The organism is Variovorax sp. OV329 (assembly GCF_900114785.1).
GTDB lineage: Bacteria > Pseudomonadota > Gammaproteobacteria > Burkholderiales > Burkholderiaceae_C > Variovorax.
Genome location: NZ_FOUG01000003.1, coordinates 395,286 through 418,504, shown reverse-complemented (window position 1 = coordinate 418,504; position 23,219 = coordinate 395,286). Strand labels below are relative to the sequence as shown.

The following is a 23,219-nucleotide window of genomic DNA, read 5'->3' as shown; positions in this document are numbered from 1 at the left end:
TTCAGACGTTGGGCGTGGCCATGGCCTTGCCGCCCATGATCACTGCCTTGACGATGTTCTGGTAGCCGGTGCAGCGGCACAGGTTGCCGTCCAGCAGCTCGCGCACCTCGGTCTCGCTGGCATTCGGATGGTTCTTGCACAGGTCGATGGCGCTCATCACCATGCCCGGCGTGCAGAAGCCGCATTGCAGGCCGTGGCACTCCTTGAAGGCCGCCTGCATCGGGTGCAGCGTGCCGTCGGTGGCGGCGATGCCCTCGATGGTGGTGATCTCGGCGCCATCCACCTGGGCCACCAGCACGTTGCAGGACTTGATCGCCTTGCCGTTCACGTGGACGGTGCACGCGCCGCATTGGGCGGTGTCACAGCCGACGTGGGTTCCGGTAAGCCGCAGGTTCTCGCGGATGGCCTGCACCAGCAGGGTGTTGGGCGGCGCGTCGACCGTGACGGCCTGGCCGTTGACCTTGAGTTTGACCTGCATGTGGCTGTCTCCAAAGTTTGGTGATGGCTGGGGTCTGCCCGCGCGCGTGCCAGCGCGAGAGGCCTGGGGGCGGTTGGCGATATTGGACGCCACCCACTTGTGGGATGCTAGGCAAAACCCTAGACGCGTTGCGCGCCGGGCCTGAAATTCTCAAAATGAAACAGGGCGCCCCACGCGCCCTTCGCACAAGGCACGAGACAACAGAGCGAATGCTGACTTCCACCCCCTCCCTGCCGCGGCCCGAACGCGGCGAACTCATTGCGCAGGCGCGCCGCGAATGGATCGAGGGCGCCGCCGCCCCCAGCCTCGCGCCGCAGCTTCGCATCGAGCCATGGATCACCCGCTCCTGGCAGCGCTGCCTGGGCGCCGGGCAACGGCCGCACCAAACCATCAGCTTCGACGCCGTCTCGCGGGGCCAGGCGCGCGAGGTGGGCGAGCGCAACCGCCGGCTGGCGACCGCCGCGCGGCCGGTGCTGGAACACCTGGCCCGCACGCTGGCCGACACGCGCTACTTCCCCATCCTCACCGATGCGCGCGGCATCGTTGTCGACGTGGGCGCGCTGCCCAGCCTGAGCGAAAGCGCCGAGCGGCGCGCGCTGGACCTGGCGCGCGTGGGCGTCGACCTGTCCGAGGGCGCGGTGGGCACCTCCGCCATCGGCGCCGCGCTGGCCGAGCTGGAGCCGGTGTGGCTGCATCGCGGCGAGCATTTCTTCGACGCCACCAGCGTCTACAGCTGCGCCGGCGCACCGCTGTTCGATCCGCAGGGCGAGTGCGTAGGCATGCTGGACCTGACCGGCGTGAACGAGCAGGAGCGGCCCGAGCTCAAGCACCTGGCCGCCACCTCGGCGCGCGCCATCGAGAACGCGCTGGTGCTGCAGCACCGCTGCGCCCTGCTCTTGCACCTGGCCTGGCCGGGCTACAGCGTGGGGGCGGAAGCGATGGGCCTGCTGGGCCTGGACGAGGAAGGCTATGTCACGGGCGCCAACGCCGCGGCGCGCCAGATGCTGCACCAGCCCTTGCTGGCGGGCCGGGGCGCGCTGCATTCCAACGACCTGTTCGCCATGCCGCTGGCGATGCTCTTCGATGCCGCGCAGCGCGCGGACCCGGCGCTTGAAGTGCCGCTGTGGTCCGGCCTGCGCGTGCGCGCCCGGGTACAGCATGCCGGCCGCGCGTCCGCGGCCCACGGCCAGGCGCCCGGCAAGCCCAGGCTGCGCGAGATGGAAAGCGAGCTGATCCGCCGCGCCGTCGACGAGGCCCGCGGCAACGTGGCCGAGGCGGCGCGCGCCCTGGGCATCAGCCGGGCGACCGTCTACCGCAAGCTCTGGCAGGCACGCCGGCGCGAGCCCTGAGCGATCACTAGGCGCCCAGCGCCACCACCACCGAGGATTCGTCCACCGAAGCGCGCACCCGCTGGCGCACGCGCAGCCCGCTGCCCGACGGCGCGAAGCCGACCAGCTGCAGGCCGGGCGCGAGCGCCAGGGTGATCTCGTCCCCGCTGTCGCCGCGCGCCACGCGGATCACGCTGCCTTCGAGGCGGTTGGCTGCTGCACGCGACGGCTTCGCACCGGGCGCGGCGCGGCTGACCTGCACGGCGGTGGCCTTGCACAGCGCGATCACCGCCATGCCAGGCGCCAGGCCCAGCAGCTGCACGCTTTCCTGCGTGATGCGTGCGGCGATGTGCCCGTCCTGGCCCAGGCGCAGCCCCACGCGCACCACCGGGCCGCTGCCCTCCAGCTGTTCAATGCGCGCCGGCAGCTGGTTGCGCATGCTGGTGCGCAGCGCCAGCCAGCCCAGCGCCGGGCCGGCGCCGCGCGGGGCGTCCTGCGGTACGGCCGCAGCGCCAGAGGTGAAGCGCTGCTGCACCTCGCGGCGCGCCGCCTCCATCGCATCGGCCAGGGCCAGCAGTTCGAGGCCCGGCCCGGTGAGCGTGGCGCCGCCGCCGCCCGCGCCGCCCACCGCGCGCTCCAGCAGCGCCACGCCCGCCAGGTTGCCCAGCGTGTCGATCGCCTGCCAGGCGGCCTTGTAGCTGACGCCCGCGTCGCGCGCCGCCTGCGAGATGCTGCCGGTGCGGCCGATGCCGCGCAGGATGTCGATGCGCTTGTCCGACAGGCCGTGGCCCAGGGCGTCGATGTAGCGGTGCGTGCTGCTCATGCGCCGATTGTGCGGCCGCTACACTAGGCGCTATTCCGTCCATGAATAGCGAACAAGCGCCATGAGCACCACCGCCTCCCGCCGCCTCGCCCGCCTGGCCGCGCCCCTGGCCGCGCTGGCGATGGTGCTGCCAGCTCTGGCGCAGGACATCGTGGTGTCCGCCGCCGCCAGCCTGACGCAGGCCTTCCAGGACGTCGCCACCGAGTACCAGAAGGCGCACCCGGGCCAGAAGGTGGTGTTCAACTTCGCGGCCTCGGGCGCGCTGCTGGCGCAGATCCAGCAGGGCGCGCCGGTGGACGTGTTCGCCTCGGCCGACCAGCCCACCATGGACCGCGCCGCCGCCGCCAGGCTATTGGCCGAGGGCACGCGCGCCGACTTCGCGCGCAACTCGCTGGTGGTGGTGCTGCCCGCAAGCAGTACGAAGTCGCCCAAGGAACTGAAGGACCTGAGCGACCCGGCCTTCGCCAAAATTGCCAGCGGCACGCCGGCCTCGGTGCCGGCCGGCAGGTACACCGCCGACGCAGTGGCCGCCGCCGGCCTGGCCGATGCGCTGCAGCAGCGCTGGGTGTTCGGCGAGAGCGTGCGCCAGGTGCTGAACTACGTGGCGCGCGCCGAGGTCGACGCCGGCTTCGTCTACCGCACCGACGCGATGATCGAGGCCGGCAAGACCCGCATCGCCTTCACCGTGCCCACGGCCAGCCCGGTGCGCTACCCGATCGCGCAGGTGGCCGCCAGCAGGAATGCGCAGGCTTCCCGTGACTTCATCGCCTTCGTGCGCGGCAGCAGTGGCCAGGCCATCCTGCAGCGCCACGGCTTCTCGCCGCCGTGAGTCCGTTCACATCGGCCATGCTGCAGCCGCTGGTGCTGACGCTCCAGGTGGCGCTGCTGGCCACGCTGGTCGCCGGCGCCCTGGGCATCGCGGCCGGCCACTGGATGGCACGCCACCGCTTCGCCGGCCAGAACGTGCTGGATGCCGTGCTCGTGCTGCCCATGGTGCTTCCGCCCACCGTGCTGGGCTACTACCTCATCGTGCTGATCGGCCGCAACGGCTTCCTCGGCGTCTGGCTGGATCGGCTCTTCGGCATCCGCCTGCTCTTCACCTGGCAGGGCGCGGTGGTGGCGGCGGCGGTGGTGGCCTTTCCCTTGGTCTACAAGGCTGCGCGCGCGGCCTTCGAGGACATCGATATCCGCTTCCCGCAGGCGGCCCGCACGCTGGGTGCCAGCGAGTGGGAATTGTTCTGGCGCGTGAGCCTGCCGCTGGCCCGGCGCGGCATCGCCGCCGGCCTGGCCCTGACCTTCGCGCGCGCCATGGGCGAGTTCGGCGCCACGCTGATGGTCGCGGGCAACCTGCCGGGGCGCACGCAGACGCTGTCGGTGGCGGTGTACAGCGCGGTGCAGGCGGGCGACGATCCGCTGGCCTTCAGCCTCACGCTGGTGATCTCGTTGCTGTGCATCGTGCTGCTGGTGATCGCCGGCCGGTTGCTGCAGGCGAAGCACTGAAGGAATGCAAGACATGCTCGACCTGCACCTTCGACTGACCCTGCGCTCCGAGGACCGCCACTTCGACCTGGACGTGGCGCTGCGCTCAAACAGCGCACGCACCGCGCTGCTGGGCCCATCCGGCGCCGGCAAGTCCACCGTGCTGCTGGCCATCGCCGGCCTGGCGCCCCATGCGAGCGGCCACATCCGCGTGGGCGGAAGCACGCTGCTGGACAGCCAGCGCGGCATCGACCTGCCGGCGCGCGAGCGCGGGGTGGGCTTCGTGTTCCAGGACTACGCCCTCTTCCCACACCTGAGCGTGGAGCAGAACCTGATGTTCGGCGTGCGCCGCATGGGCCACGCGATGCCGGCGGGGGCGCGCGAGCGCGTGTCGGCCCTGCTCGCGCAGTTCGGCCTGGAGCCGGTGCGCCGCGCGCTGCCGCGCCACCTCTCGGGCGGGCAGAAGCAGCGGGTGGCGCTGGCGCGTGCCCTGGCCACCGAGCCGCGCATGCTGCTGCTGGACGAGCCGCTGTCCGCGCTCGACCTGGACCTGCGCGTGCGCCTGCGCGACGAACTGGCCGAGATGCTGGAGCGCGTGCAGGTGCCCACGCTGCTCGTCAGCCACGACCCGGAGGACGTCCGGGCCCTGGCGCAGTCGGTGGTGCGCATCGCCAATGGCCGCGTGGCCGAGGCGCCGGCCGTGGCCGCCCCCCTGGCCTGAATCGGCTCAGGCGGCGGCCGGCACCTTGTCCAGGAAGCCGGTGACCGCCTGCAGGCGGCCGTCGGACAGCTGCGCAAAGTCGGTGCCCTGGATCAGGTCCTGGCTGGCCTCGGGGCCCAGCGTCCAGGAGAAGCGCAGGTGCTCGCCGTGCGCATCGGGCTTGCCCAGCAGCTTGAAGCGAAAGCCCGGGAAGCGCGCCTGCACCGCGGCGATCAGCGCGCTGATGCCTTCGGCGCCCGAGGCCTTCGCCAGCGGGTCGATGTAGCTCGCATCGGCAGTCCAGCCTTCGGCCAGCATGCCCAGGCGGCGCGCCGCATCGGTCTCGTTCCACAGCGAGATGTAGCGGGCGGCGATGTCGTCGGCGAGGTGGGCCTGGAGGGCGGTGTTCATGGCGATTCCTTTCCTTGGTTGATGCCGCCGGTTGGCGGGTGAAGGAATGGTCGCCACTTGCGCGCTGGCAGGCCATGACGTGGGAGGTCATGGCCCGGCGCGCGGTTGCCGATCAATTGGCCGTCGCGTTCGGAAAGAACAGTTGCTCGCCGCCGATCTTGTAGCCGGCAATGCTGGCCTGGCCCTGAGGCGAGATCACCCAGTCGACGAACTTCTGCGCGCCGGCGGTGTTGCGGTTGGGAAACTTCGCCGGGTTCACCACCATCACGCCGTACTGGTTGAACAGGCGCTTGTCGCCCTCCACCACCACCGCCAGTTCGCCCTTGTTCTTGAACGACAGCCAGGTGCCGCGGTCCGACACCACGTAGGCGCCGGTGGAGGCCGCGATGTTGAGGGCCGGGCCCATGCCGCAGCCGCATTCCTTGTAGCCGCTGCCCTTCTTCTCGTTGGCGACCTGCTGGCCCGATTCGGCCAGCCCGGTCTGCGACCACAGGCGCCGCTCGGCCGCGTCGGTGCCGCTCTTGTCGCCGCGCGAGACGAAGGGCGCGTTGGCCGCGGCGATCTTCCTGAGCGCCGCCACGATGTCCTTGCCCTTCACGCCCACCGGGTCCTTGGCCGGGCCGATGAGCACGAAGTCGTTGTACATGACCGGGAAGCGCTTGACGGCGTTGCCTTCGGCGACGAACTTCTCCTCGGCCGCCGTGTCGTGCACGAAGAGCACGTCGGCATCGCCGCGGCGTGCCATGTCGATGGCCTGGCCGGTGCCCACGGCCACCACCTTCACGTCCATCTGCGTCGCCTTCTTGAAGTCGGGCAGCAGCGTCGAGAACAGGCCAGACTGCTCTGTGGAGGTGGTGGAGGCCATGGTGATCTCCTCGGCCTGTGCCACAGGCGCCGCAGCGGCCAGCAGCGCGGCGGCCAGCGCCAGCGTGGGCGCGGACAGCATCCACAGGCTTCGCTTCGTCTCCTTCATCGTCATGCAAGTTCTCCTTTGACGAACAACTGGGCTTCCTTGGGCAGCGCGCCATGGAAGAAATCGTGGACCGGCAGGTCGGCCAGCACGCGGCCGTGTTCCAGGTAGATCACGCGCGTGGCCAGGCGCTTGACCTGCCCGAGGTTGTGGCTGGCGAAGACCAGGGTGCGGCCGTCGGCCACCTCGCCGATCAGGGCCTCGACGTCGCGCTTGGCGGTGGGGTCCAGGCTCGCGGTGGGCTCGTCGAGCAGCAGCACGGCGGGCGACAGCGCCCACGCCCGCGCCAGCGCCAGGCGCTGCTGCTGGCCGCCCGACAGGGTGCGCGCGTTCTGCCGCGCCACCTGCTCGAGGCCCACCCGCGCCAGCGCCGCGCCGGCCCAGCGTTGTGCGTCGCGCCAGCGCGCACCGCGCAGCCACAGCGCCAGCGCGACGTTCGACAGCGCACTGGCACGCAGCATGTGCGGGCGCTGGAAGAGCATGGCCTGATCGCGCGCCGGCGCGAGGCTGGCGACATCGCCCGTCGCCGCGGGCAGCAGGCCGTGCAGCAGGCGCAGCAGGGTGCTCTTGCCGCTGCCGTTGGCGCCAACCAGCGCGACCCGCTCGCCGGCAAGGATGGTGAGCGTGACCTCGTGCAGCGCCTCGATGCCGCCGTAGCGCACGCCGGCGCCACGCAGCACGAAGAGCGGCGCGGCGGGTGCGCGGGTCATGCCATGGCTCCGCGGGCCGCGGCCTGCACCGCGCCGCCATCGACCCGCTCGCGCCAGGCGCGCAGCCAGGAGATGGCCAGGTTGAGCACCAGTACCACCAGCAGCAGGACCGTGCCCAGGGCCAGCGCCAGCGGCAGGTCGCCCTTGCTGGTCTCCAGCGCGATGGCGGTGGTCATCACGCGTGTGAAGCCGTCGATGTTGCCGCCCACCACCATCACCGCGCCCACCTCGGACACGGCGCGGCCGAAGGCGGCGATGAGCACGGTGACCAGGGCGTAGCGCTCGTCCCACACCAGCAGCACGGCGCGCGATGCGGTCGGCGCGCCCAGCGAGCGCAGCTGCTCGCCATGGGCCCGCTCGGCGTCCTCGACGACCTGCCGCGTGAGCGCGGTGACCACCGGCAGCACCAGCACCGCCTGCGCCAGCACCATGGCCTTGAAGGAAAAGAGCCAGCCCAGGAAGCCCAGCGGACCCGAGGCGGACAAAAGCAGGTAGACGACCAGGCCCACCACCACGGAAGGCAGCGCGAGCAGCGTGTTGAGCACCGTGAGCAGCGCGCCGCGGCCGGGGAAGCGGGCCACGCCCAGCCAGGCGCCGGCCAGCAGCCCCAGGCCGCAGGCCAGCACGCAGGCGCAGGCGCTGACCCACAGCGAACGGCCGACGATGGTCCAGAGCACGGCGTCGTCCGACACCAGCAGGTGCCAGGCAGCGGTGATGCTCTGCGCGAAGGTGTTCATGCTTCGTAGTCCCTTGGACCGGCGTAGTGGAAATGACGGTGCAAGTATCGATCTGTGACAATTCGGACCTATGCAATTCATTTCATAGGTTGAGGGTGGTCTGCATAATCGCCGCGTGCAGCCCCAGCAGATCGAACTCTCCTATGCCATCGGGGCGCGCAGCGTCGGCGCGCCGCGCATCCGCAATGCGCTGATGGAAATGCTTCAGGCGGTGCGCGACAGCGGCTCCATCTCCGCCGCGGCACGCACGCTGGGCCTGTCGTACCGCCACGTGTGGGGTGAACTCAAGCGCTGGGAGAAGCTGCTGGGCCACCGGCTCGTGGCCGGCGATGCAGGCCAGTCGGCGCAGCTTTCGGAGTTCGGTGACAAGCTGCTGTGGGCGGAGCGCCAGGCCCAGGCTCGGCTGTCCGCGCAGATCGAGGCGCTGCATGCCGACCTGGAGCGCGCCTTCGCCCTCGCCTTCGACGACAGCACCCACGTGCTGAGCCTGCATGCCAGCTATGACGATGCGCTGGTGGCCCTTCGAACCTACGCGGCCGCGACGGCGCAGGTGCACCTGGACATCCAGTTCAGCGGCAGCGTGGACGCCATCCGCGCCCTCAACCAGGGGCGCTGCGTGATGGCCGGCTTTCACGCGCGCGAGCATCCGCCGGTGGGCTCGCTCTCGCATCGCACCTACAAGCCGCTGCTCAAGCCCGGCCAGCACAAGGTGATCGGCTTCGCCAGGCGCACGCAGGGCCTGATGGTCGCGCCGGGCAATCCGCTGGCGCTGCAATCGATGGCGGACGTCGCCCGGCGACGTGCCAGGTTCGTCAACCGCGCGCTGGGCACCGGCACCCGCGTGCTGCTGGACGAACTGCTGGACCAGCAGGCGCTCGCGCCGCGCGCCATCGAGGGCTACGACCGCCACGAGCCCTCGCATGCGGCGGTGGCGCATGCCATCCAGTCCGGCCAGGCCGATGCAGGCCTGGGCCTCGAGTCGGCCGCGCTCGCCGGGGGCCTGGACTTCGTGCCGCTGGTGCAGGAGCGCTACCACCTGGTGTGCCTGAAGACCGCGCTGGAGCAGCCCGCCACGCAGGCGCTGCTCGCGGTGCTGCGCAGCCAGGCCTGGCAGCACCGGCTGGGCACGCTGGCGGGCTACCAGGCGGTGGCCAGCGGCGAGGTGCAGTCGCTGCGCACCCTGCTGCCCTGGTGGAACTTCAAGTCGGAGAAGGCGGACACGCCGGCAGCGCGCGCCGCCTAGATCGCGCAGGTCCGGAAGCCCACGAAGAGATCGTCGCGCGTGGGCGCAGCGAAGCCGCGAAAGCGCAGCGAGCGCAGGCGTGCCCGCGTGGCGAAGGAGGCACCGCGCAGCACGCGGGCATGGCCGAAGGCAGGCAGCGGATCGAAGTCGCTCCCGGCGCTCCACGGATCGAGGCGAAAGCCTGACCAGGGGCGCAGCGTGCCCGCGGCCCATTCGTGCACTTCACCCCAGCGAAAGCCCCGTCGCGAGGCGCCATGGGCGGCGATCTCCCACTCGGCCTCGGTGGCCAGGCGCCGGCCGGCCCAGCGGGCCCAGGCCTCGGCCTCCCACCAGCTCACGTGCATGGCGCTCTGATGGCCGGCGGCCCGGGTGGCGACGCCGAAACGTCGCTGCAGCACCGAGCCGCCGGTGCCGCGGTGCGCGGCGCCGATCTGCTCCACGTGGCGTGGCGCGCGACGCCCCTCGGCCTGCAGCCAGGCCCAGCCCTGGGGCGACCACAGGTCCTCGCGGTCGTAGCCGCCGTCCTCCACGAACTCGACGAACTGCATCCAGGTGACGGGCTGGGCGTCGATCTCGAACTCGGGCACCTCCAGTTCCTCGATGCCGCACTCCTGGGCAAAGGCAAAGCCGCTGCCCTCGCCCGGCACCAGGCCCAGGCGCCAGCGCGTGGCCGGCATGGAGATCGGCTCGCGCGCCGCGCCCGGCGGGGGCAGCTCGGCGCCCAGCTGCAGGCCCAGGGTCTGCGCCATCGCCACCAGTTGCTCGCCGCGCAGGTCTTCGTGAAAAAGCGCGAGGCGATAGAAGTACAGGCCGGCATCGGTCTCCGCCGCGCGTTCGAGCAGCTCGAGCGTGCTCTCCAGCGTCTCCAGCAGGTAGGCCCTGGTGGCCGCCAGGTCGGGAAGATCCTGCGACCAGCGATCGGCCACGCCTCGCTGCGCCGGGTTCCACCAGCTGTCGGCCATGGGCTCGATGGCGGCCAGCCGCGTCGGCCGGGCGGGACAATCCAGGCCGAAGGCGCGCTGCGTGTTGCGGGCGATCCACCATTCGGCGAACCAGCCGATGTGCCCGGCCAGCCAGGCCTGCGGCATCACGCCGGCCACCTGCGGCACCGATGCCATGCCGGCCTTTTGCATCGCCTGCTCGTGCAAGCCCAGCAGGTGCAGCGTGTGGTTGCGCGCGTCGATCAGGGCCAGCGACAGCAACTCGCGGCCGGCGCGCCGCATGTCGGGCGAGTCGATGGAGTGCGGCAGGCCCGGCGCGGGCAGCACGGGGGTGGTCGAGGGCATTCTCCGGCCATTATCGCGAGCGCAATTCCAGGCCTGGATGAAAGCCAAATGAAAGGCCCGTGCTTCATCGTGGTGCTCAGGGAAAGCCCCCTGCCGCCACCCCCGGAGCCGCATGCACAGAGCGTTACCATTGCGGGCTTTGTGCGCTGCGGCAATCGCGCGCCTTTTTTTCGCCTTCACCAGACCCGGAGACAAGACCTTGTCTGTGCTTCTCAAATTCTCATACTGGATGGACTGGATCAGCACCCAGCTCGGCAAGTTCGCCGCCTGGGCCGTGCTGGCCGCCGCCCTCATCTCGGCAGGCAACGCCTTCGTGCGCTTCGGCCTGAACACCAGCTCCAACGCCTGGCTCGAGATCCAGTGGTACCTGTTTGCGGCCACCGTGATGATGGGCGCGCCGGTGGTGCTCAAGCTCAACGAGCACGTCCGCGTGGACATCTTCTACGGCAAGCTCAAGCGCCACGGCCCGGTGTACGTCGACCTGTTCGGCCTGCTGTTCTTCCTGCTGCCGGTGATGGGCATCATCGCCTGGCTTTGCTGGCCGCTGTTCGTGAACATGTACGTCACCAAGGAAATGTCGGGCAACTCCGGCGGCCTGATCCGCTGGCCCGCGATGCTGCTGCTGCCGCTGGGCTTCGCGCTCATGTTCCTGCAGGGCGTGTCGGAGGTGATCAAGCGCGTGGCCTACCTGCGCGGCCTGATCGAGATGGACACGCACTACGAGAAGCCGGTGCAGTAAAGCGCGCAGAAGGACAACAACAAAATGCAGATGGAAAATTTCGCGCCGATCATGTTCGCCGGGCTGGTGGTGATCATGCTGATCGGCTTCCCGGTCGCCTTCTCGCTGTCCGCGCTGGGCATGGCCTCGGGCTTCTTCGCCATCCAGATGGGGTGGTTCCCGGCGGTGTTCATGGAGAACCTGCCGATCAACATCTTCGGCATCCTCTCCAACGAGCTGCTGCTGGCCATTCCCTTCTTCACCTTCATGGGTGCGATCCTGGAGAAGTGCGGCCTGGCCGAGGACATGCTGGACTCCATGGGCCAGCTGTTCGGCACGGTGCGCGGCGGCCTGGGCTACTCGGTGATCATCGTGGGCTTCATCCTCGGTGCCATCACTGGCACGGTGGCCGGCCAGGTGATCGCCATGGCGCTGATCTCGCTGCCGGTGATGATCCGCTACGGCTACAACATGCGCTACGCCACCGGCGTGCTGGCGGCCTCGGGCACCATCACGCAGCTGGTGCCGCCCTCGCTGGTGCTGATCGTGATGGCCGACCAGCTCGGCCGCTCGGTGGGCGACATGTACCGCGGCGCCTGGGGTCCCTCGATCCTGCAGGTGCTGATCTTCGCGCTCTACACCTTCCTGCTGGGCGTGTTCCGGCCCCATCACATCCCGGGCATCCCGAAGGAAGCGCGCACGCTCAGCGGCCCCAAGCTGTGGGCCAAGTGCCTGCGCGGCATCATCCCCTCGGCCATCCTGATCTTCGCCGTGCTGGGCTCCATGGGTGGCCTGCCGGGCATCGACACCGCCATCGCCACGCCGACCGAAGCCGGCGCCATGGGCGTGGTGGGTGCGCTGCTGCTGGCCGCCATGCACAAGCGCCTGTCGAAGGCGCTGCTGTGGGAAGCCATGGTGGGCACGATGCGCCTGACGGCCATGGTCGTGTTCATCCTGATCGGCGCGCGCGTGTTCTCGATGGTGTTCCAGGGCGTGGACGGGGCCAAGTGGGTGGAGCACCTGCTCACCGGCCTGCCGGGTGGCCAGATCGGCTTCCTGATCGTGGTCAACCTGTTCATCTTCTTCCTGGCCTTCTTCCTGGACTTCTTCGAGATCGCCTTCATCATCCTGCCCATGCTGGGCCCGGTGGCCCACACGCTGGGCATCGACCTGGTGTGGTTCGGCGTGCTGCTGTGCGTGAACATGCAGACCAGCTTCATGCATCCGCCCTTCGGCTTCGCGCTGTTCTACCTGCGGGGCATCGCGGACACGCTGTTCAAGGAAAAGCGCATCGACAAGCCGGTGCTGTCCAGCGACATCTACATGGGCGCCATTCCCTGGGTGGCGATGCAGCTGATCCTGGTGGCCATCGTGATCTTCGTGCCGCAGACGGTGACCATGTTCCTGCCCAAGGAAGAGGTGATCGACACCGACAAGATCCAGATCGTGGTGCCCGATGCGGAGCCCGAGACCGACAAGGATTCGGGCGGCGTGAACCCCTTCGACAACGCGCCCAAGGACGGCGCGGCGAAGGAAGGCGAAGGCGCCAGCACCGGCGAGAATCCCTTCGGCGATCCGCCGAAGAGCGATGCGCCCAAGAACTGACACGGCATCGCTTGGGTCCCGCTCCGTTTCGTTTCGTGCCCTCCACCCCGGAGGGCTTCATCGAAGGGCCGGCATTCTCCCGGCCCTTCAAGCTGCTGGCCACGGTGATCGTGGGTGGCTGCGCCATCTGGCTGGGGCAACTGTGGTCGGCCGGCGCGCTGGGCAGCGCCAGGTCCAGCGGCCTGGGCTGGTTCCTGGCCGGCATGGCGCTGATGGTGTGGACCTGGTTCTCCATCATGACCAGCACCACCCGCCTGGACGACAAGGGCCTGCACCAGCGCTGGATCTGGGACAAGCACATGGCCCTGGACGACCTGGCCTTCGGCAAGCTGATCCGCATCCGCGGGCTCGACTGGCTCGTCGCGCCGCGGCTCTATGCGCGCACGCTGATGGGCAAGTTCGCGGTGTTCTATGCGGCCTCGCCGCAGATGCTGGCCGAGTTCGAGCGGCTGGTCGAAGAGCTGCGCAAGGCGCGCGCGCTCTAGTGCCGATTCCAGCTACTGCTTCATCATCCGCCTGAGCCGGTTCGACAGGCGCTGCGGCACCGTCCAGCCGTTGGTCTGGTACATGCGGTGCGAGCGCCAGCGCTCGATCTCCGCCTTCGGCGATCCCGGCGCGGCATTCGCGCGCATGCATCCCAGCAGCGCATCGGCATAGAAGCCCATCAGGTGCCTGGGCTGGAAGTACTTGCGCCAGGCCTCGTAGGCGCGTTCGCCCATGGCCTCGTGCCGGCCGAGGTGGCGGCGCAGGATGTCTTCGAGCTGCCCCAGGTCCGCCTCGCGCACCCGTAAGGAGAAGGAGCGCCAGTCGGGGCCGGCCGGTTCCACGAACTCGTCGGCGATGATGACCGGCGCGACGCCCAGGGCCATGCTCTCGAAGATCCGGATCGAAGCGGCTCCCCAACCGGCTGGGCACAGCGAGAACTTGCCCGAGCGCAGCAGCCGCACGTAGTGCAGCTTCTCCTCTTCGCCATGGTCCAGCCAGCTCTCGGTCGACTCCACCTGGAAGGAGGGATTGCGGGCCAGCATCTCCAGCAGGTGGCCGCGCAAGCGGCGGTTGGACTTCGGGTTGCCTCGCCAGGTGGCAAGGAGAGGCGCACGCGGCCGGGGCGTGCCGGCCTGGGCGAGCACTTCCTCGTTGGGCCGGGTGAAGAAGGGAATGGCCGCGTGCAGGCCGGGCTCGAAGCGCCGCGTCGGCAGGCAGCAGTAAGCGCCGCGCAGCAGGCCCGTGCCCGCGTCGTCGCTGTTGACGGTGTAGACCTTGTGCGCAAAGCGGCCGATGACCGGATCGGCGATCAGCCGGTCGATGTAGCGCCACTCCCTGAAGGCCCACGGCTCGTGCAGGACCAACGCGTCGGCAGTCTCGAAGTTGCGGTCTTCGACGATGCCGGGCCGTTGCAGCAGTTCCTTTCTCAATTCGCCGAGCAAGGTGACTTCGGCATTGGCCAGCGGTAGATCGCCGGGGCCCAAAAATCCAAGTCTCATCACAGCAGGTCCCTCGACAGCGGTTGGCAGGGGCAAGGCGCGAAGCCGTGGAGGCCGCGCTCGGCGCATCGAGCGAGGCGCAGGCGCCCATGGAAGCAAGGGCCGCCGGCGCCGTTCGCCACTAAGACTTCTAACCGTTGCCGATGATTCCGACTGTCGGCGCAGGCCGACGTTGCACGCCATCGGATGGCGCATCCGGCGATGGCTTTTGGCGGTCGCGACGCCGCGCCGGCTGGGCCCACACAACCGCCACTGCTGCAACGCAAGCTCTCGCCAGCGTGCAAAGGCGAAGGGCTCTCCCCAAAAAAAAAGAGCCGCACATCGCGTGCGGCTCTCTTCATCCGATCCCGGCCGCCATCGGCGGCCGATGCCGTCATCAGAGCTTGATGCTCTGCATGTAGCTGTCGAAGCGCCCTTCGGCCACACGGAACCAGGCCACCTGGTCGCGCTGGAAGGCCTGGAAGTCGGCGAAGATCTTCTTCCACTCGGGGCTCTTGGCGCTGTTCTCGGCATAGACCTCTTGCGAGGCCTTGTACGAGGCGTCCAGGATTTCCTTGCTGAAGGGCAGCAGCTTGGTCTTGGCGCCCAGCAGTTGCTTCAGCGCGGTGGGGTTGCGGGCGTCGTACTTGGCCAGCATGTCCACCGAGGCCTGGGCCGCGGCGGCAGTGACGATCGCCTTGTACTCGGGCGTCAGCGCGTCGAAGGCCTTCTTGTTGATGTAGAAGTCCACTTCCGGACCGCCTTCCCACCAGCCGGGGTAGTAGTAGTTCGGGGCGACCTTGTTGAAGCCCAGCTTCTGGTCGTCGTAAGGACCGACCCACTCGGCCGCGTCGATGGTGCCCTTCTCCAGCGCCTGGTAGATCTCGCCACCGGGCAGGCTCTGGGGCACCACGCCCATCTTGGTCATGACGTCGCCCACCAGGCCGCCGCCCAGGCGCATCTTCAGGCCCTTGAGGTCGGCCACGGTCTTGATTTCCTTGCGGAACCAGCCGCCCATCTGGGTGCCCGTGTTGCCGCCGGCCAGGCTCAGCATGCCGTAGTTGGCATAGAACTCGTCCATGAGCTTGCGGCCGTTGCCGTGCATCATCCACGCGTTCATCTGGCGCGCGTTCATGCCGAAGGGAATCGCCGAGCCGATCGCGAAGGCGGGGTTCTTGCCGTAGAAGTAGTAAGGCACCGTGTGGGCCATTTCCACCGAGCCCTGCTGCACGCCGTCCACCACGCCGAAGGCGGGCATCAGTTCACCGGCTGCATGCACCGAGATCTCGAACTTGCCGCCCGACATGGCCTTGACGGCAGCGGCGAAGACTTCGGCACCGCCATAGATCGTGTCCAGCGGCTTCGGGAAGCTGGAAGCCAGGCGCCAGCGGACCGCAGCCTGCGCGTGAACGGCGGGCGCGATGCCGGCAGCCAGGACGCCGGCGATGCCAGCGTTCTTGATAAGGGAACGACGATCCATTGAATTTGACTCCGAGAAACTTGGGGTAGGGACAAAAGAAAACGCGGCTCGTGGCCGCGCTGACGACTTGTTTCAGCCGAACGATTGTAAAAAGCGCTTACACAGCGCTGGCTCGGGACTTTCCCCCGGAAAAACCCTCATCGAGCAGGTGTCCGAAGCGTTCGCGGATGGACTTCTCGATACCCGGCGCGTCCAGGCCGATGGCCGAGAGCAGCTTGGCCGGATCGCCATGCTCGATGAAGCGGTCGGGCAGGCCCAATTGCAGCATCGGGCGGATGAGACCGGCTTCCTGCAGCGCCTCCGAGACGGCGCTGCCGGCGCCGCCCATGAGGGCGCCCTCTTCCACCGTCACCAGGCAATCGTGCGTGCGCGCGATCTCCAGCAGCAGTTCGCGGTCCAGCGGCTTGACCCAGCGCATGTTGGCCACCGTGGCGCCCAGCGCCTCGCCCGCGGCCAGTGCCGGGTAGAGCATGGTGCCGAAGGCCAGCACCGCGATCCGCGAGCCCTGCCGGCGGATCTCGCCCTTGCCCAGAGGCAGCGCATCCAGCGTGGCATGCGGCACCTTGCCCACGCCGGCGCCGCGCGGATAGCGCACCGACACCGGGTGGTCCTGCTCGAAGGCGCTGGTGAGCAGCTGCCGGCACTCGGCCTCGTCGGCCGGGCAGGCGATGCTCATGTTGGGAATGCAGCGCAGGAAGGGGATGTCGTAGGCACCCGCATGCGTCGCGCCGTCCGCGCCCACCAGGCCCGCGCGGTCGAGTGCGAACACCACCGGCAGGTTCTGGATGGCCACGTCGTGGATCAGCTGGTCGTAGGCGCGCTGCAGGAAGGTGGAATAGATGGCCACCACCGGCTTCAGGCCCTCGCAGGCCAGGCCGGCGGCGAAGGTCACGGCATGCTGCTCGGCGATGCCCACGTCGTAATAGCGGTCGGGAAAGCGCTGCTCGAATTCCACCAGGCCCGAGCCCTCGCGCATGGCCGGCGTGATGCCCACCAGGCGCGCGTCCTGCGCGGCCATGTCGCACAGCCACTGGCCGAAGACCTGGGTGAAGGTGGTCTTGGGCGCGCTGGCCGGCTTGACCAGGCCCACGGACGGATCGAACTTGCCCGGGCCGTGGTAGGCCACCGGATCGGCCTCGGCCAGCTTGTAGCCCTGGCCCTTCTTGGTGACCACGTGCAGGAACTGCGGGCCGTCCAGGTGCTTGAGGTTCTCCAGCGTGGGAATGAGCGAGTCGAGGTCGTGGCCGTCGATGGGGCCCACGTAGTTGAAGCCGAACTTCTCGAACAGCGTGGCCGGCACCACCATGCCCTTGGCCTGCTCCTCCAGCCGCTTGGCCAGCTCGAACAGCGGTGGCGCCTTGCGCAGCACGGTCTTGCCCACGTTCTTGGCGGCGGCGTAGAAGTTGCCGCTCATCAACTGCGCCAGGTAGCGGTTGAGCGCGCCCACCGGCGGGCTGATCGACATGTCGTTGTCGTTGAGGATGACCAGCAGCTTGCAGTCGCACACCCCGGCGTTGTTCAAGGCCTCGAAGGCCATGCCCGCGGTCAGGGCGCCGTCGCCGATGACGGCAATCGCATGCCGGTTCTCGCCCTTCTGCTTGGCCGCCATGGCCATGCCCAGGGCGGCGGAGATGCTGGTGGACGAATGCGCGGTGCCGAAGGTGTCGTACTCGCTCTCGCTGCGCTGCGGAAAGCCCGACAGGCCACCGAGCTGGCGCAGCGTGGGCATGCGCTCGCGCCGGCCGGTGAGGATCTTGTGCGGGTAGGTCTGGTGGCCCACGTCCCACACCACGCGGTCGTGCGGCGTGTCGAACACGTGGTGCAGGGCCACCGTGAGTTCCACCGTGCCCAGGTTGGAGCTCAGGTGGCCGCCGGTGCGCGAGACGTTGTCGAGCACGCAGGCACGCACCTCGTCGGCCAGCTGCATGAGCTGAGCGCGGTCCAGGCCGCGCAGCTGCGAGGGGTCGTTGATCGTGGGTAGGAGCGGAACCATCAGTTCGGTGGGTTTGTGTAGTTATCGATCGCGCTCGACCACCATGCTGGACAGGGCCCGCAGGGCGCCGGTCTGCAAGAGGCCGCTGCGATCGAGCGCGGCCAGGGCCTCGCGGTGCAGCTGCGCCGCCTCGGCGCGTGCGCCTTCGAGGCCGAGCAGGGAAACGTAGGTGGGCTTGTCGGCGGCGGCGTCCTTGCCGGCCGTCTTGCCCAGGGTCAGGGAGTCGGCCGTCACGTCCAGGATGTCGTCGACGATCTGGAAGGCCAGCCCCAGGGCGGCACCATAGTCGCGCAGGCCGGCCAGCGCAACGGCGGGCACCTGCTCGGCGCAGGCCGCCCCCATCTCGACACTGCCCTGCAGCAGCGCGCCGGTCTTCAAGCGGTGCATGCGGCGCAGGCTTTCTTCGTCCAGGGCCACGCCGACGCTGGCCAGGTCGATGGCCTGGCCGCCGGCCATGCCTTCGCTGCCGGCGGCGCGCGCCAGCAGGCGGCACAGGCGCGCCTGCACGGCGGGGGCGAAGCTCGCGTCCTCGGGGGTGAGCAGCTCGAAGGCCAGGGCCTGCAGGGCGTCGCCGGCCAGCAGGGCGTCGGCCTCGCCGAACTTGACGTGCACCGTGGGCTTGCCCCGGCGCAGCACGTCGTTGTCCATGCAGGGCAGGTCGTCGTGCACCAGCGAATAGGCGTGGATGAGTTCTGCCGCGCAGGCGGCGCGCAGGGCGGCGTCGCCGTTGCCGCCCACGGCTTCGCTGGCGGCCAGCACCAGCAGGGGCCGCAGGCGCTTACCGCCGTCGAGCACCGCGTAGCGCATGGCGTCGCCCAGCAGCACGGGGGCGTTCACGCCCACCCAGTCCGAAAGTGCAGCCTCGACGCGGGCCAGCTGCGGATCGCTCCAGGCCGACAGGCGGGCGGCGTCCCAGCGCTCGTCTTCTTCTTGCATCACGGCGGCCATCACTCGGGTGCCCAGGTCTTGAGGCTGCCCGCGTCCAGCACCTTGATCTGGTCCTCCACGGCCTGCAGCTTGTCGCGGCAGAAGCCCAGCAAGGCGGCCCCGCGCTGATAGCTGGCCAGCAGCTGGTCGAGCGGAAGCTGGCCCGATTCGAGGGCCGAGACCAGTTGCTCGAGTTCGGCCAGGCCGGCCTCGTAGGTGGCCGGCAGCTCGCTCGTTTCGGGGGAAATGGATGGGGATGCCTTGGGCATGCTCTCTCGCGGTCAAACAGGGGATTTTAGGGCTCGGCCGCCCTGCCGGGTGCCGGGTACAATTGCCCCTCTTTTTTCGTGCAACGTGCCTTTCGCGTGCGTGCGCCACGCGGCCGGGCTTGCTCACTGCCCAGCTTTTCTTAGCGTCGTCTCCCTGTGGGGAGCTTGGTCAGGTCGCCCATGTCTGATTTAAGTCTTCAACTGCAGCAGGCCTCCAGCCAACTCCATGTGTCCGCGTACTTCGACGAGGCGCTCTTCGCCCGCGAGATGCAGACCTTGTTCGCCAGGGGCCCCCGGTACGTCGGTCATCGCCTGGCCGTGCCCGAACCGGGCAACTTCCATACCCTGCCCCAGGAACACGAGGGCCGGGCGCTGCTGCACACGCCCAAGGGCGTGGAGCTGGTCTCCAACGTCTGCCGGCACCGCCAGGCCGTGATCCTGCAGGGCCGCGGCAGCCTGGACGCCCAGAGCGGCGGCAACATCATCTGCCCGCTGCACCGCTGGACCTACGCCGCGGCCGACCCCCGCACCACCGGCACGCTGATCGGCGCGCCGCATTTCTCGCAGGACCCCTGCCTGAACCTGCACAACTACCCGCTGACCGAATGGAACGGCCTGCTGTTCGAGGCCAACGGTCGCGACGTGGCGGCCGACCTGGCGGGCCTGGGGCCGCGTGCCGAACTCGACTTCGGCGGCTACACCCTCGACCACGTCGAGCTGCACGAGTGCAACTACAACTGGAAGACCTTCATCGAGGTCTACCTCGAGGACTACCACGTGGGCCCCTTCCACCCGGGCCTGGGCAGCTTCGTCACCTGCGACGACCTGCGCTGGGAGTTCAAGAAGAACTACTCGGTGCAGACGGTGGGCGTGGCCAACCGCCTGGGCCGCGCCGGGAGCCCGGTGTACCAGCGCTGGCAGGAGGAGCTGCTCAAGTACCGCGAGGGCAAGCCGCCCAAGTTCGGCGCGATCTGGCTCACCTACTACCCGCACATCATGATCGAGTGGTATCCGCACGTGCTCACCGTCTCCACGCTGCACCCCATCGGGCCGCAGAAGACGCTGAACATGGTGGAGTTCTTCTACCCCGAGGAGATCGTCGCCTTCGAGCGCGAGTTCGTCGAGGCGCAGCGTGCCGCCTACATGGAAACCTGCGTGGAAGACGACGAGATCGCGGTGCGCATGGACGCCGGCCGCCGCGCGCTCATGCTGCGCGGCGACGACGAGTCCGGCCCCTACCAGAGCCCCATGGAAGACGGCATGCAGCACTTCCACGAGTGGTACCGCGCCCAGACGGCCGCGAACGATTCCGGCGCTGCCTGATCCGCTTTCTTTCTTCTTCCATCCTCCGGCGCCATGCTTGCGGCGCCGGAGCTCATTTCTAGGACGCAGCAGCACATGCAAGCCCTCTGGATGGTCTTGGCCGCCCTCTTCTTCGCTTCGATGGGGGTGTGCGTCAAGCTCGCGTCCAGCTGGTTCACCAGCGCCGAACTGGTGTTCTGGCGCGGCGCCATCGGCGTCGTCTTCCTGTGGCTGCTGGCGCGCCGGCAAGGCGTGTCGCTGGCCACGCGCTACCCGGGCATGCACGCCTGGCGCAGCCTGATCGGCGTGTTCTCGCTGGCCGCTTGGTTCTACGCGATCGCCAACATGCCGCTGGCCACGGCCATGACCCTCAACTACATGAGCAGCGTGTGGATCGCCGCCTTCCTGGTGGGCGGCGCGCTGCTTGCCTGGGTGCCCATTCCGGGGCGCGACGGCCGGGCCCAGCGCCCGCCGCTGCAGGCCCCGCTGGTGCTCACCGTGCTCGTCGGCTTCGGCGGCGTGGTGCTGATGCTGCGTCCCACGATGGGCGCCAACGAGGGCTTCGCCGGCCTGATGGGGCTGCTGTCGGGCCTGACGGCCGCATTTGCCTACATGCAGGTCATCGCGCTGTCGCGCATCGGCGAGCCCGAGACCCGCACGGTCTTCTATTTCGCCCTGGGCTCCCTGGTGGCCGGTGGCATCGCCACGCTGCTCACCGGCGTCTCCGCCTGGGACTGGGGCCATGCGCTGTGGCTGCTGCCGGTGGGCGTGCTGGCCGCCCTGGGGCAGCTGTGCATGACGCGCGCCTACGCCACCGCCAAGACCCAGGCGGCCACGCTGGTGGTCGCAAACCTGCAATATTCCGGCATCGTGTTCGCGGCGATCTACAGTCTCATCATCTTCAACGACCACATCGACGCGATGGGCTGGAGCGGCATGGGGCTGATCGTGGCCAGCGGCATCGCGGCCACGGTGCTGCGCCAGCGTGCCGTGCCCAAGGCCCCCGCCGAGGAACACTGAAACCCCTTCGTTCATCAGGAGCAAGTCCTGCCATGGCCTACACCACCCTGATCTCCGTCAACGAGCTGATGGCCCTGCGCGACGCCAAGGCGCCGCTCATGGTCTTCGACTGCAGCTTCGACCTCATGCAGCCCGACGCGGGCGAACGTCTTTACCGGGAGGCCCACATCCCCGGTGCGGTCTACGCCAACCTGGACACCGCACTGAGCGCCAAGCACGGCATGCCCGGCAAGGGCGGCGTGGTGATCGCGCAGAAGGAAGCCGGCGCGCCCGCGTCCGGCGGGCGCCACCCCTTGCCCAGCCGCGAGACATTCGCCGCGTGGCTGTCCAGCGTGGGCTTTTCCAACGAGATGCAGGCCGTGGTGTACGACCGCAACGGCGCCAACTACTGCGGGCGCCTGTGGTGGATGCTCAAGTGGATGGGCCATGATGCGGTGGCGGTGCTCGACGGCGGGCTGCACGCCTGGCAGGCCGCCGGCGGCGAGGTTGGCAGCGCGGAAGAGCCTGCACATTTCCGCTCCAACTTCGTGACTGGGACGCCGCTGGTGGCCCTGGTGGGCACGCGCGCCGTGGCCGACCGGCTCGAGGACCCGGCCCAGACGCTGATCGACGCACGGGCCGCGCCGCGCTACCGCGGCGAGGTGGAGCCGCTGGACCCGATCGCCGGGCACATTCCCGGCGCGCTCAACCGGCCCTTTGCGGAGAACCTCGGGCCCGACGGGCGCTTCAAGCCAGCCGCGCAACTGCGCGCCGAGTTCGAAGCCCTGCTAGGCGGACGCGATCCTGCGACGGTGGTGCACCAGTGCGGCAGCGGCGTGAGCGCCGTGCCCAACCTGCTGGCCATGCAGATCGCCGGCCTGGGCGGGACCGCGCTGTACGCGGGCAGCTGGAGCGAGTGGAGCAACACGCCGGGCTTGCCGACGCGCCAGGGCGCGCAGCCCTGATCCAGGGCACGGGCCTGAACCGAATGCTCAGTCCGGGGCCTGCATCACCCGGTCGAATTCCTCGTCCGCGGTCACGTTGTCGGCATCCAGCTCGCTGGCGTCGCTGAGGTCGAGCCCGGTTTCCTCTTCGAGTTCGTCGAAGGCATCGGTTTCGTCGTCGACTTCGGTTTCGGGCGGATCGAAGACCTCGCCGTCGCCCGGCAGGGGCTTGCGGCCCTTGGCTTCGGTGGCGGCGGTTTTGGCGGGCTGAACTTTGGCTTCTTGGCGCTTCATGGTCGGGACTTCCTAGGCGGGCAAGGCAAAACCCGATGTTGCGCGCGTTCGCGCGCTTTTTCTAGGGCCAGTGCGTGTCAGAAAGTTTGCCGCCGGGCCGTGGCGATTCAGTGACGGTGATCCGCCTCGTCGTGTTGCCCGTGGTCGCGGTGGTCATGGTCATGCCCGCCGTGCACCGCCAGGCTCACCAGCGTCACCATCGCGATGCCGGCCAGCAGCCAGGCGACCTGGGCGCCCGTCTGGCGCGCGCTCAGGCGTTTTTGCAGCTGCGGGATCAGGTCGGCCAGCGCCACGTAGATGAAGCTGCTGCTGGCCAGCACCAGAAAGTACGGCAGGAAGGCCTGCAGCTGGTCGACCAGCCACCAGCCGGCCAACCCGCCCAGCGCCGTCATGGTGCCGGCCAGCGAGACCTTGATCAGCGCGGCACGCGCGTCGGACGAGCTGCGGCGCAGCACGACCAGGTCGCCGATGTGGTGCGGCACCTCGTGCGCCAGCACCGCCAGCGCCGCCACCGCACCCAGCCGCAGGTCGGCCATGAAGGCCGAGGCGATCAGGACGCCGTCGCCGAAGCAGTGCACGCTGTCGCCCGTCAGCACCGCCCAGCCACCGCCGGAGCGCGGCGCGTGGTGATGATGCTGGTGGTGGTGGTCATGCTGATGATCGTGGGCATGGTCCTCGTGGCCATGCGCATGCCCGCCGTGATGGTGCTCATGCCCGTGGTGCCACAGCTCCGCCTTGTCCAGCAGGAAGAACAGCACCAGGCCGCCCAGCAGCGTGGCGAAGAGCGCACCAGGCGCCAGGCCGCTCTCGAAGGCCTCGGGCAGCAGGTGCATGAAGGCAGTGGCCAGCAAGGCACCGGCGGCCAGGCTCAGGAGCGACTGCGCGCCGCTGGCGGCATCGGCCGCGCTGCTGCCGCTGCGGCGCAGGCGCATCAGCAAGGCGGCGATCCACACGCTGCCGATACCCGCGACCAGGGTCGCCACAAGGATGGCAAGAAGAGTCATGACGATGCAGAAAAAGGGAAAGCCGGCGCGGGCCGGCTTTTCATCCCAGGAAAGGT

General features: G+C 69.3%; 25 protein-coding genes. 11 read left to right on the top strand and 14 right to left on the bottom strand.

Translation table 11 applies throughout. From position 1 onward, the window contains the following. Position 1 precedes the first annotated feature (1 nt). Positions 2–478, bottom strand: coding sequence for a (2Fe-2S)-binding protein (locus BM345_RS07135; RefSeq protein WP_093377137.1), 477 nt, complete (start codon positions 476–478; stop codon positions 2–4). Between the two features lie 209 nt (positions 479–687). Between BM345_RS07135 and BM345_RS07130 the strand changes: the two genes are divergently transcribed. Next, complete coding sequence (locus BM345_RS07130; protein WP_175544928.1) at positions 688–1,827, top strand: helix-turn-helix domain-containing protein; 1,140 nt, start codon at positions 688–690, stop codon at positions 1,825–1,827. 7 nt (positions 1,828–1,834) lie between these two features. Here BM345_RS07130 and BM345_RS07125 read toward each other — a convergent pair whose 3' ends face one another. Next, on the bottom strand, positions 1,835–2,629 hold the full coding sequence (locus BM345_RS07125) for a TOBE domain-containing protein (RefSeq protein WP_093377131.1): 795 nt from the start codon (positions 2,627–2,629) through the stop codon (positions 1,835–1,837). Between the two features lie 61 nt (positions 2,630–2,690). Between BM345_RS07125 and modA the strand changes: the two genes are divergently transcribed. From modA to BM345_RS07110, 3 genes are read left to right on the top strand one after another with little or no spacing between them, the layout of a single operon-like run. Then, positions 2,691–3,458: a molybdate ABC transporter substrate-binding protein gene (modA, locus tag BM345_RS07120; RefSeq protein WP_254789626.1), complete on the top strand. Its 768-nt coding sequence runs from the start codon at positions 2,691–2,693 to the stop codon at positions 3,456–3,458. A 17-nt stretch (positions 3,459–3,475) separates the two neighbouring features. Next, a complete protein-coding gene (gene modB / locus BM345_RS07115; RefSeq protein WP_093377129.1) occupies positions 3,476–4,129 on the top strand; it encodes a molybdate ABC transporter permease subunit in 654 nt (217 codons plus the stop codon). Positions 4,130–4,142: 13 nt separating this feature from the next. After that, complete coding sequence (locus BM345_RS07110; protein WP_093377126.1) at positions 4,143–4,829, top strand: ATP-binding cassette domain-containing protein; 687 nt, start codon at positions 4,143–4,145, stop codon at positions 4,827–4,829. A 6-nt stretch (positions 4,830–4,835) separates the two neighbouring features. Here BM345_RS07110 and BM345_RS07105 read toward each other — a convergent pair whose 3' ends face one another. From BM345_RS07105 to BM345_RS07090, 4 genes are all read right to left on the bottom strand, one after another. Further along, positions 4,836–5,219: a nuclear transport factor 2 family protein gene (locus BM345_RS07105; RefSeq protein ID WP_093377122.1), complete on the bottom strand. Its 384-nt coding sequence runs from the start codon at positions 5,217–5,219 to the stop codon at positions 4,836–4,838. Positions 5,220–5,331: 112 nt separating this feature from the next. After that, entirely contained in the window at positions 5,332–6,171 is an 840-nt protein-coding gene (locus BM345_RS07100; protein WP_217653970.1) for an ABC transporter substrate-binding protein, read from the bottom strand. 23 nt (positions 6,172–6,194) lie between these two features. After that, positions 6,195–6,899 carry an ATP-binding cassette domain-containing protein gene (locus BM345_RS07095; RefSeq protein ID WP_093377119.1) on the bottom strand — a complete coding sequence of 235 codons (705 nt, stop codon included), beginning with the start codon at positions 6,897–6,899 and terminating at the stop codon, positions 6,195–6,197. Then, positions 6,896–7,636 (bottom strand): ABC transporter permease, encoded by a 741-nt coding sequence (locus tag BM345_RS07090; RefSeq protein WP_093377116.1) that lies wholly within the window; start codon positions 7,634–7,636, stop codon positions 6,896–6,898. The genes BM345_RS07095 and BM345_RS07090 overlap by 4 nt, the downstream gene beginning before the upstream one ends. 115 nt (positions 7,637–7,751) lie before the next feature. Between BM345_RS07090 and BM345_RS07085 the strand changes: the two genes are divergently transcribed. Further along, on the top strand, positions 7,752–8,879 hold the full coding sequence (locus BM345_RS07085) for a substrate-binding domain-containing protein (RefSeq protein WP_254789625.1): 1,128 nt from the start codon (positions 7,752–7,754) through the stop codon (positions 8,877–8,879). Here BM345_RS07085 and BM345_RS07080 read toward each other — a convergent pair. Further along, a complete protein-coding gene (locus BM345_RS07080) occupies positions 8,876–10,165 on the bottom strand; it encodes an SUMF1/EgtB/PvdO family nonheme iron enzyme (protein WP_093377113.1) in 1,290 nt (429 codons plus the stop codon). The two genes, BM345_RS07085 and BM345_RS07080, sit on opposite strands and share 4 nt — an antisense overlap. Before the next feature lie 199 nt (positions 10,166–10,364). On the opposite strand from BM345_RS07080, the gene BM345_RS07075 reads away from it, so the two are divergent. The 3 genes from BM345_RS07075 to BM345_RS07065 are packed head-to-tail and all read left to right on the top strand — an operon-like array spanning position 10,365 to position 12,973. Further along, a complete protein-coding gene (locus BM345_RS07075; RefSeq protein WP_093377111.1) occupies positions 10,365–10,904 on the top strand; it encodes a TRAP transporter small permease subunit in 540 nt (179 codons plus the stop codon). A gap of 24 nt (positions 10,905–10,928) precedes the next feature. Continuing rightward, the gene (locus tag BM345_RS07070; RefSeq protein ID WP_254789623.1) at positions 10,929–12,488 is read left to right on the top strand and encodes a TRAP transporter large permease; all 1,560 of its coding nucleotides are present in this window, start codon (positions 10,929–10,931) and stop codon (positions 12,486–12,488) included. Positions 12,489–12,523: 35 nt separating this feature from the next. Continuing rightward, positions 12,524–12,973, top strand: coding sequence for a hypothetical protein (locus BM345_RS07065; protein ID WP_254789621.1), 450 nt, complete (start codon positions 12,524–12,526; stop codon positions 12,971–12,973). 12 nt (positions 12,974–12,985) lie between these two features. Here BM345_RS07065 and BM345_RS07060 read toward each other — a convergent pair whose 3' ends face one another. The 5 genes from BM345_RS07060 to xseB form a co-directional block, all read right to left on the bottom strand. Further along, on the bottom strand, positions 12,986–13,972 hold the full coding sequence (locus BM345_RS07060) for an exostosin domain-containing protein (protein ID WP_175544927.1): 987 nt from the start codon (positions 13,970–13,972) through the stop codon (positions 12,986–12,988). Between the two features lie 376 nt (positions 13,973–14,348). Next, on the bottom strand, positions 14,349–15,431 hold the full coding sequence (locus tag BM345_RS07055) for a TRAP transporter substrate-binding protein (protein ID WP_093377105.1): 1,083 nt from the start codon (positions 15,429–15,431) through the stop codon (positions 14,349–14,351). A gap of 97 nt (positions 15,432–15,528) precedes the next feature. Beyond that, complete coding sequence (gene dxs / locus BM345_RS07050) at positions 15,529–17,424, bottom strand: 1-deoxy-D-xylulose-5-phosphate synthase (RefSeq protein ID WP_093377103.1); 1,896 nt, start codon at positions 17,422–17,424, stop codon at positions 15,529–15,531. 21 nt (positions 17,425–17,445) lie between these two features. Beyond that, on the bottom strand, positions 17,446–18,360 hold the full coding sequence (locus BM345_RS07045; RefSeq protein WP_093377353.1) for a polyprenyl synthetase family protein: 915 nt from the start codon (positions 18,358–18,360) through the stop codon (positions 17,446–17,448). An 11-nt stretch (positions 18,361–18,371) separates the two neighbouring features. Then, on the bottom strand, positions 18,372–18,620 hold the full coding sequence (gene xseB, locus BM345_RS07040) for an exodeoxyribonuclease VII small subunit (protein ID WP_093377100.1): 249 nt from the start codon (positions 18,618–18,620) through the stop codon (positions 18,372–18,374). Positions 18,621–18,800: 180 nt separating this feature from the next. Here xseB and BM345_RS07035 point away from each other — a divergent pair, with 180 nt between their 5' ends. The 3 genes from BM345_RS07035 (at position 18,801) to BM345_RS07025 (ending at position 21,886) form a co-directional block, all read left to right on the top strand. Continuing rightward, positions 18,801–19,943 (top strand): aromatic ring-hydroxylating oxygenase subunit alpha, encoded by a 1,143-nt coding sequence (locus BM345_RS07035; RefSeq protein ID WP_093377097.1) that lies wholly within the window; start codon positions 18,801–18,803, stop codon positions 19,941–19,943. A 75-nt stretch (positions 19,944–20,018) separates the two neighbouring features. After that, complete coding sequence (locus BM345_RS07030) at positions 20,019–20,942, top strand: DMT family transporter (RefSeq protein ID WP_175544926.1); 924 nt, start codon at positions 20,019–20,021, stop codon at positions 20,940–20,942. 32 nt (positions 20,943–20,974) lie between these two features. Continuing rightward, positions 20,975–21,886 carry a sulfurtransferase gene (locus BM345_RS07025; RefSeq protein ID WP_093377091.1) on the top strand — a complete coding sequence of 304 codons (912 nt, stop codon included), beginning with the start codon at positions 20,975–20,977 and terminating at the stop codon, positions 21,884–21,886. A 27-nt stretch (positions 21,887–21,913) separates the two neighbouring features. On the opposite strand, the gene BM345_RS07020 is transcribed toward BM345_RS07025, so the two are convergent. Together BM345_RS07020 and BM345_RS07015 are read right to left on the bottom strand one after the other, a co-directional pair. Then, positions 21,914–22,159 carry a hypothetical protein gene (locus tag BM345_RS07020; protein WP_093377088.1) on the bottom strand — a complete coding sequence of 82 codons (246 nt, stop codon included), beginning with the start codon at positions 22,157–22,159 and terminating at the stop codon, positions 21,914–21,916. Positions 22,160–22,266: 107 nt separating this feature from the next. Beyond that, positions 22,267–23,163, bottom strand: a complete 897-nt coding sequence (locus tag BM345_RS07015; RefSeq protein WP_093377085.1) for a ZIP family metal transporter — start codon at positions 23,161–23,163, stop codon at positions 22,267–22,269. Positions 23,164–23,219: the final 56 nt, after the last annotated feature.

Excerpts from the sequence above, each read along its gene's own strand:
- BM345_RS07135 (WP_093377137.1), bottom strand. The coding sequence starts at position 478 with ATGCAGGTCAAACTCAAGGTCAACGGCCAGGCCGTCACGGTCGACGCG.
- BM345_RS07130 (WP_175544928.1), top strand. The coding sequence starts at position 688 with ATGCTGACTTCCACCCCCTCCCTGCCGCGGCCCGAACGCGGCGAACTC.
- BM345_RS07125 (WP_093377131.1), bottom strand. The coding sequence starts at position 2,629 with ATGAGCAGCACGCACCGCTACATCGACGCCCTGGGCCACGGCCTGTCG.
- modA (WP_254789626.1), top strand. The coding sequence starts at position 2,691 with ATGAGCACCACCGCCTCCCGCCGCCTCGCCCGCCTGGCCGCGCCCCTG.
- modB (WP_093377129.1), top strand. The coding sequence starts at position 3,476 with ATGCTGCAGCCGCTGGTGCTGACGCTCCAGGTGGCGCTGCTGGCCACG.
- BM345_RS07110 (WP_093377126.1), top strand. The coding sequence starts at position 4,143 with ATGCTCGACCTGCACCTTCGACTGACCCTGCGCTCCGAGGACCGCCAC.
- BM345_RS07105 (WP_093377122.1), bottom strand. The coding sequence starts at position 5,219 with ATGAACACCGCCCTCCAGGCCCACCTCGCCGACGACATCGCCGCCCGC.
- BM345_RS07095 (WP_093377119.1), bottom strand. The coding sequence starts at position 6,899 with ATGACCCGCGCACCCGCCGCGCCGCTCTTCGTGCTGCGTGGCGCCGGC.
- BM345_RS07090 (WP_093377116.1), bottom strand. The coding sequence starts at position 7,636 with ATGAACACCTTCGCGCAGAGCATCACCGCTGCCTGGCACCTGCTGGTG.
- BM345_RS07080 (WP_093377113.1), bottom strand. The coding sequence starts at position 10,165 with ATGCCCTCGACCACCCCCGTGCTGCCCGCGCCGGGCCTGCCGCACTCC.
- BM345_RS07070 (WP_254789623.1), top strand. The coding sequence starts at position 10,929 with ATGCAGATGGAAAATTTCGCGCCGATCATGTTCGCCGGGCTGGTGGTG.
- BM345_RS07060 (WP_175544927.1), bottom strand. The coding sequence starts at position 13,972 with ATGAGACTTGGATTTTTGGGCCCCGGCGATCTACCGCTGGCCAATGCC.
- BM345_RS07055 (WP_093377105.1), bottom strand. The coding sequence starts at position 15,431 with ATGGATCGTCGTTCCCTTATCAAGAACGCTGGCATCGCCGGCGTCCTG.
- dxs (WP_093377103.1), bottom strand. The coding sequence starts at position 17,424 with ATGGTTCCGCTCCTACCCACGATCAACGACCCCTCGCAGCTGCGCGGC.
- BM345_RS07045 (WP_093377353.1), bottom strand. The coding sequence starts at position 18,360 with ATGCAAGAAGAAGACGAGCGCTGGGACGCCGCCCGCCTGTCGGCCTGG.
- xseB (WP_093377100.1), bottom strand. The coding sequence starts at position 18,620 with ATGCCCAAGGCATCCCCATCCATTTCCCCCGAAACGAGCGAGCTGCCG.
- BM345_RS07035 (WP_093377097.1), top strand. The coding sequence starts at position 18,801 with ATGTCTGATTTAAGTCTTCAACTGCAGCAGGCCTCCAGCCAACTCCAT.
- BM345_RS07030 (WP_175544926.1), top strand. The coding sequence starts at position 20,019 with ATGCAAGCCCTCTGGATGGTCTTGGCCGCCCTCTTCTTCGCTTCGATG.
- BM345_RS07025 (WP_093377091.1), top strand. The coding sequence starts at position 20,975 with ATGGCCTACACCACCCTGATCTCCGTCAACGAGCTGATGGCCCTGCGC.
- BM345_RS07020 (WP_093377088.1), bottom strand. The coding sequence starts at position 22,159 with ATGAAGCGCCAAGAAGCCAAAGTTCAGCCCGCCAAAACCGCCGCCACC.
- BM345_RS07015 (WP_093377085.1), bottom strand. The coding sequence starts at position 23,163 with ATGACTCTTCTTGCCATCCTTGTGGCGACCCTGGTCGCGGGTATCGGC.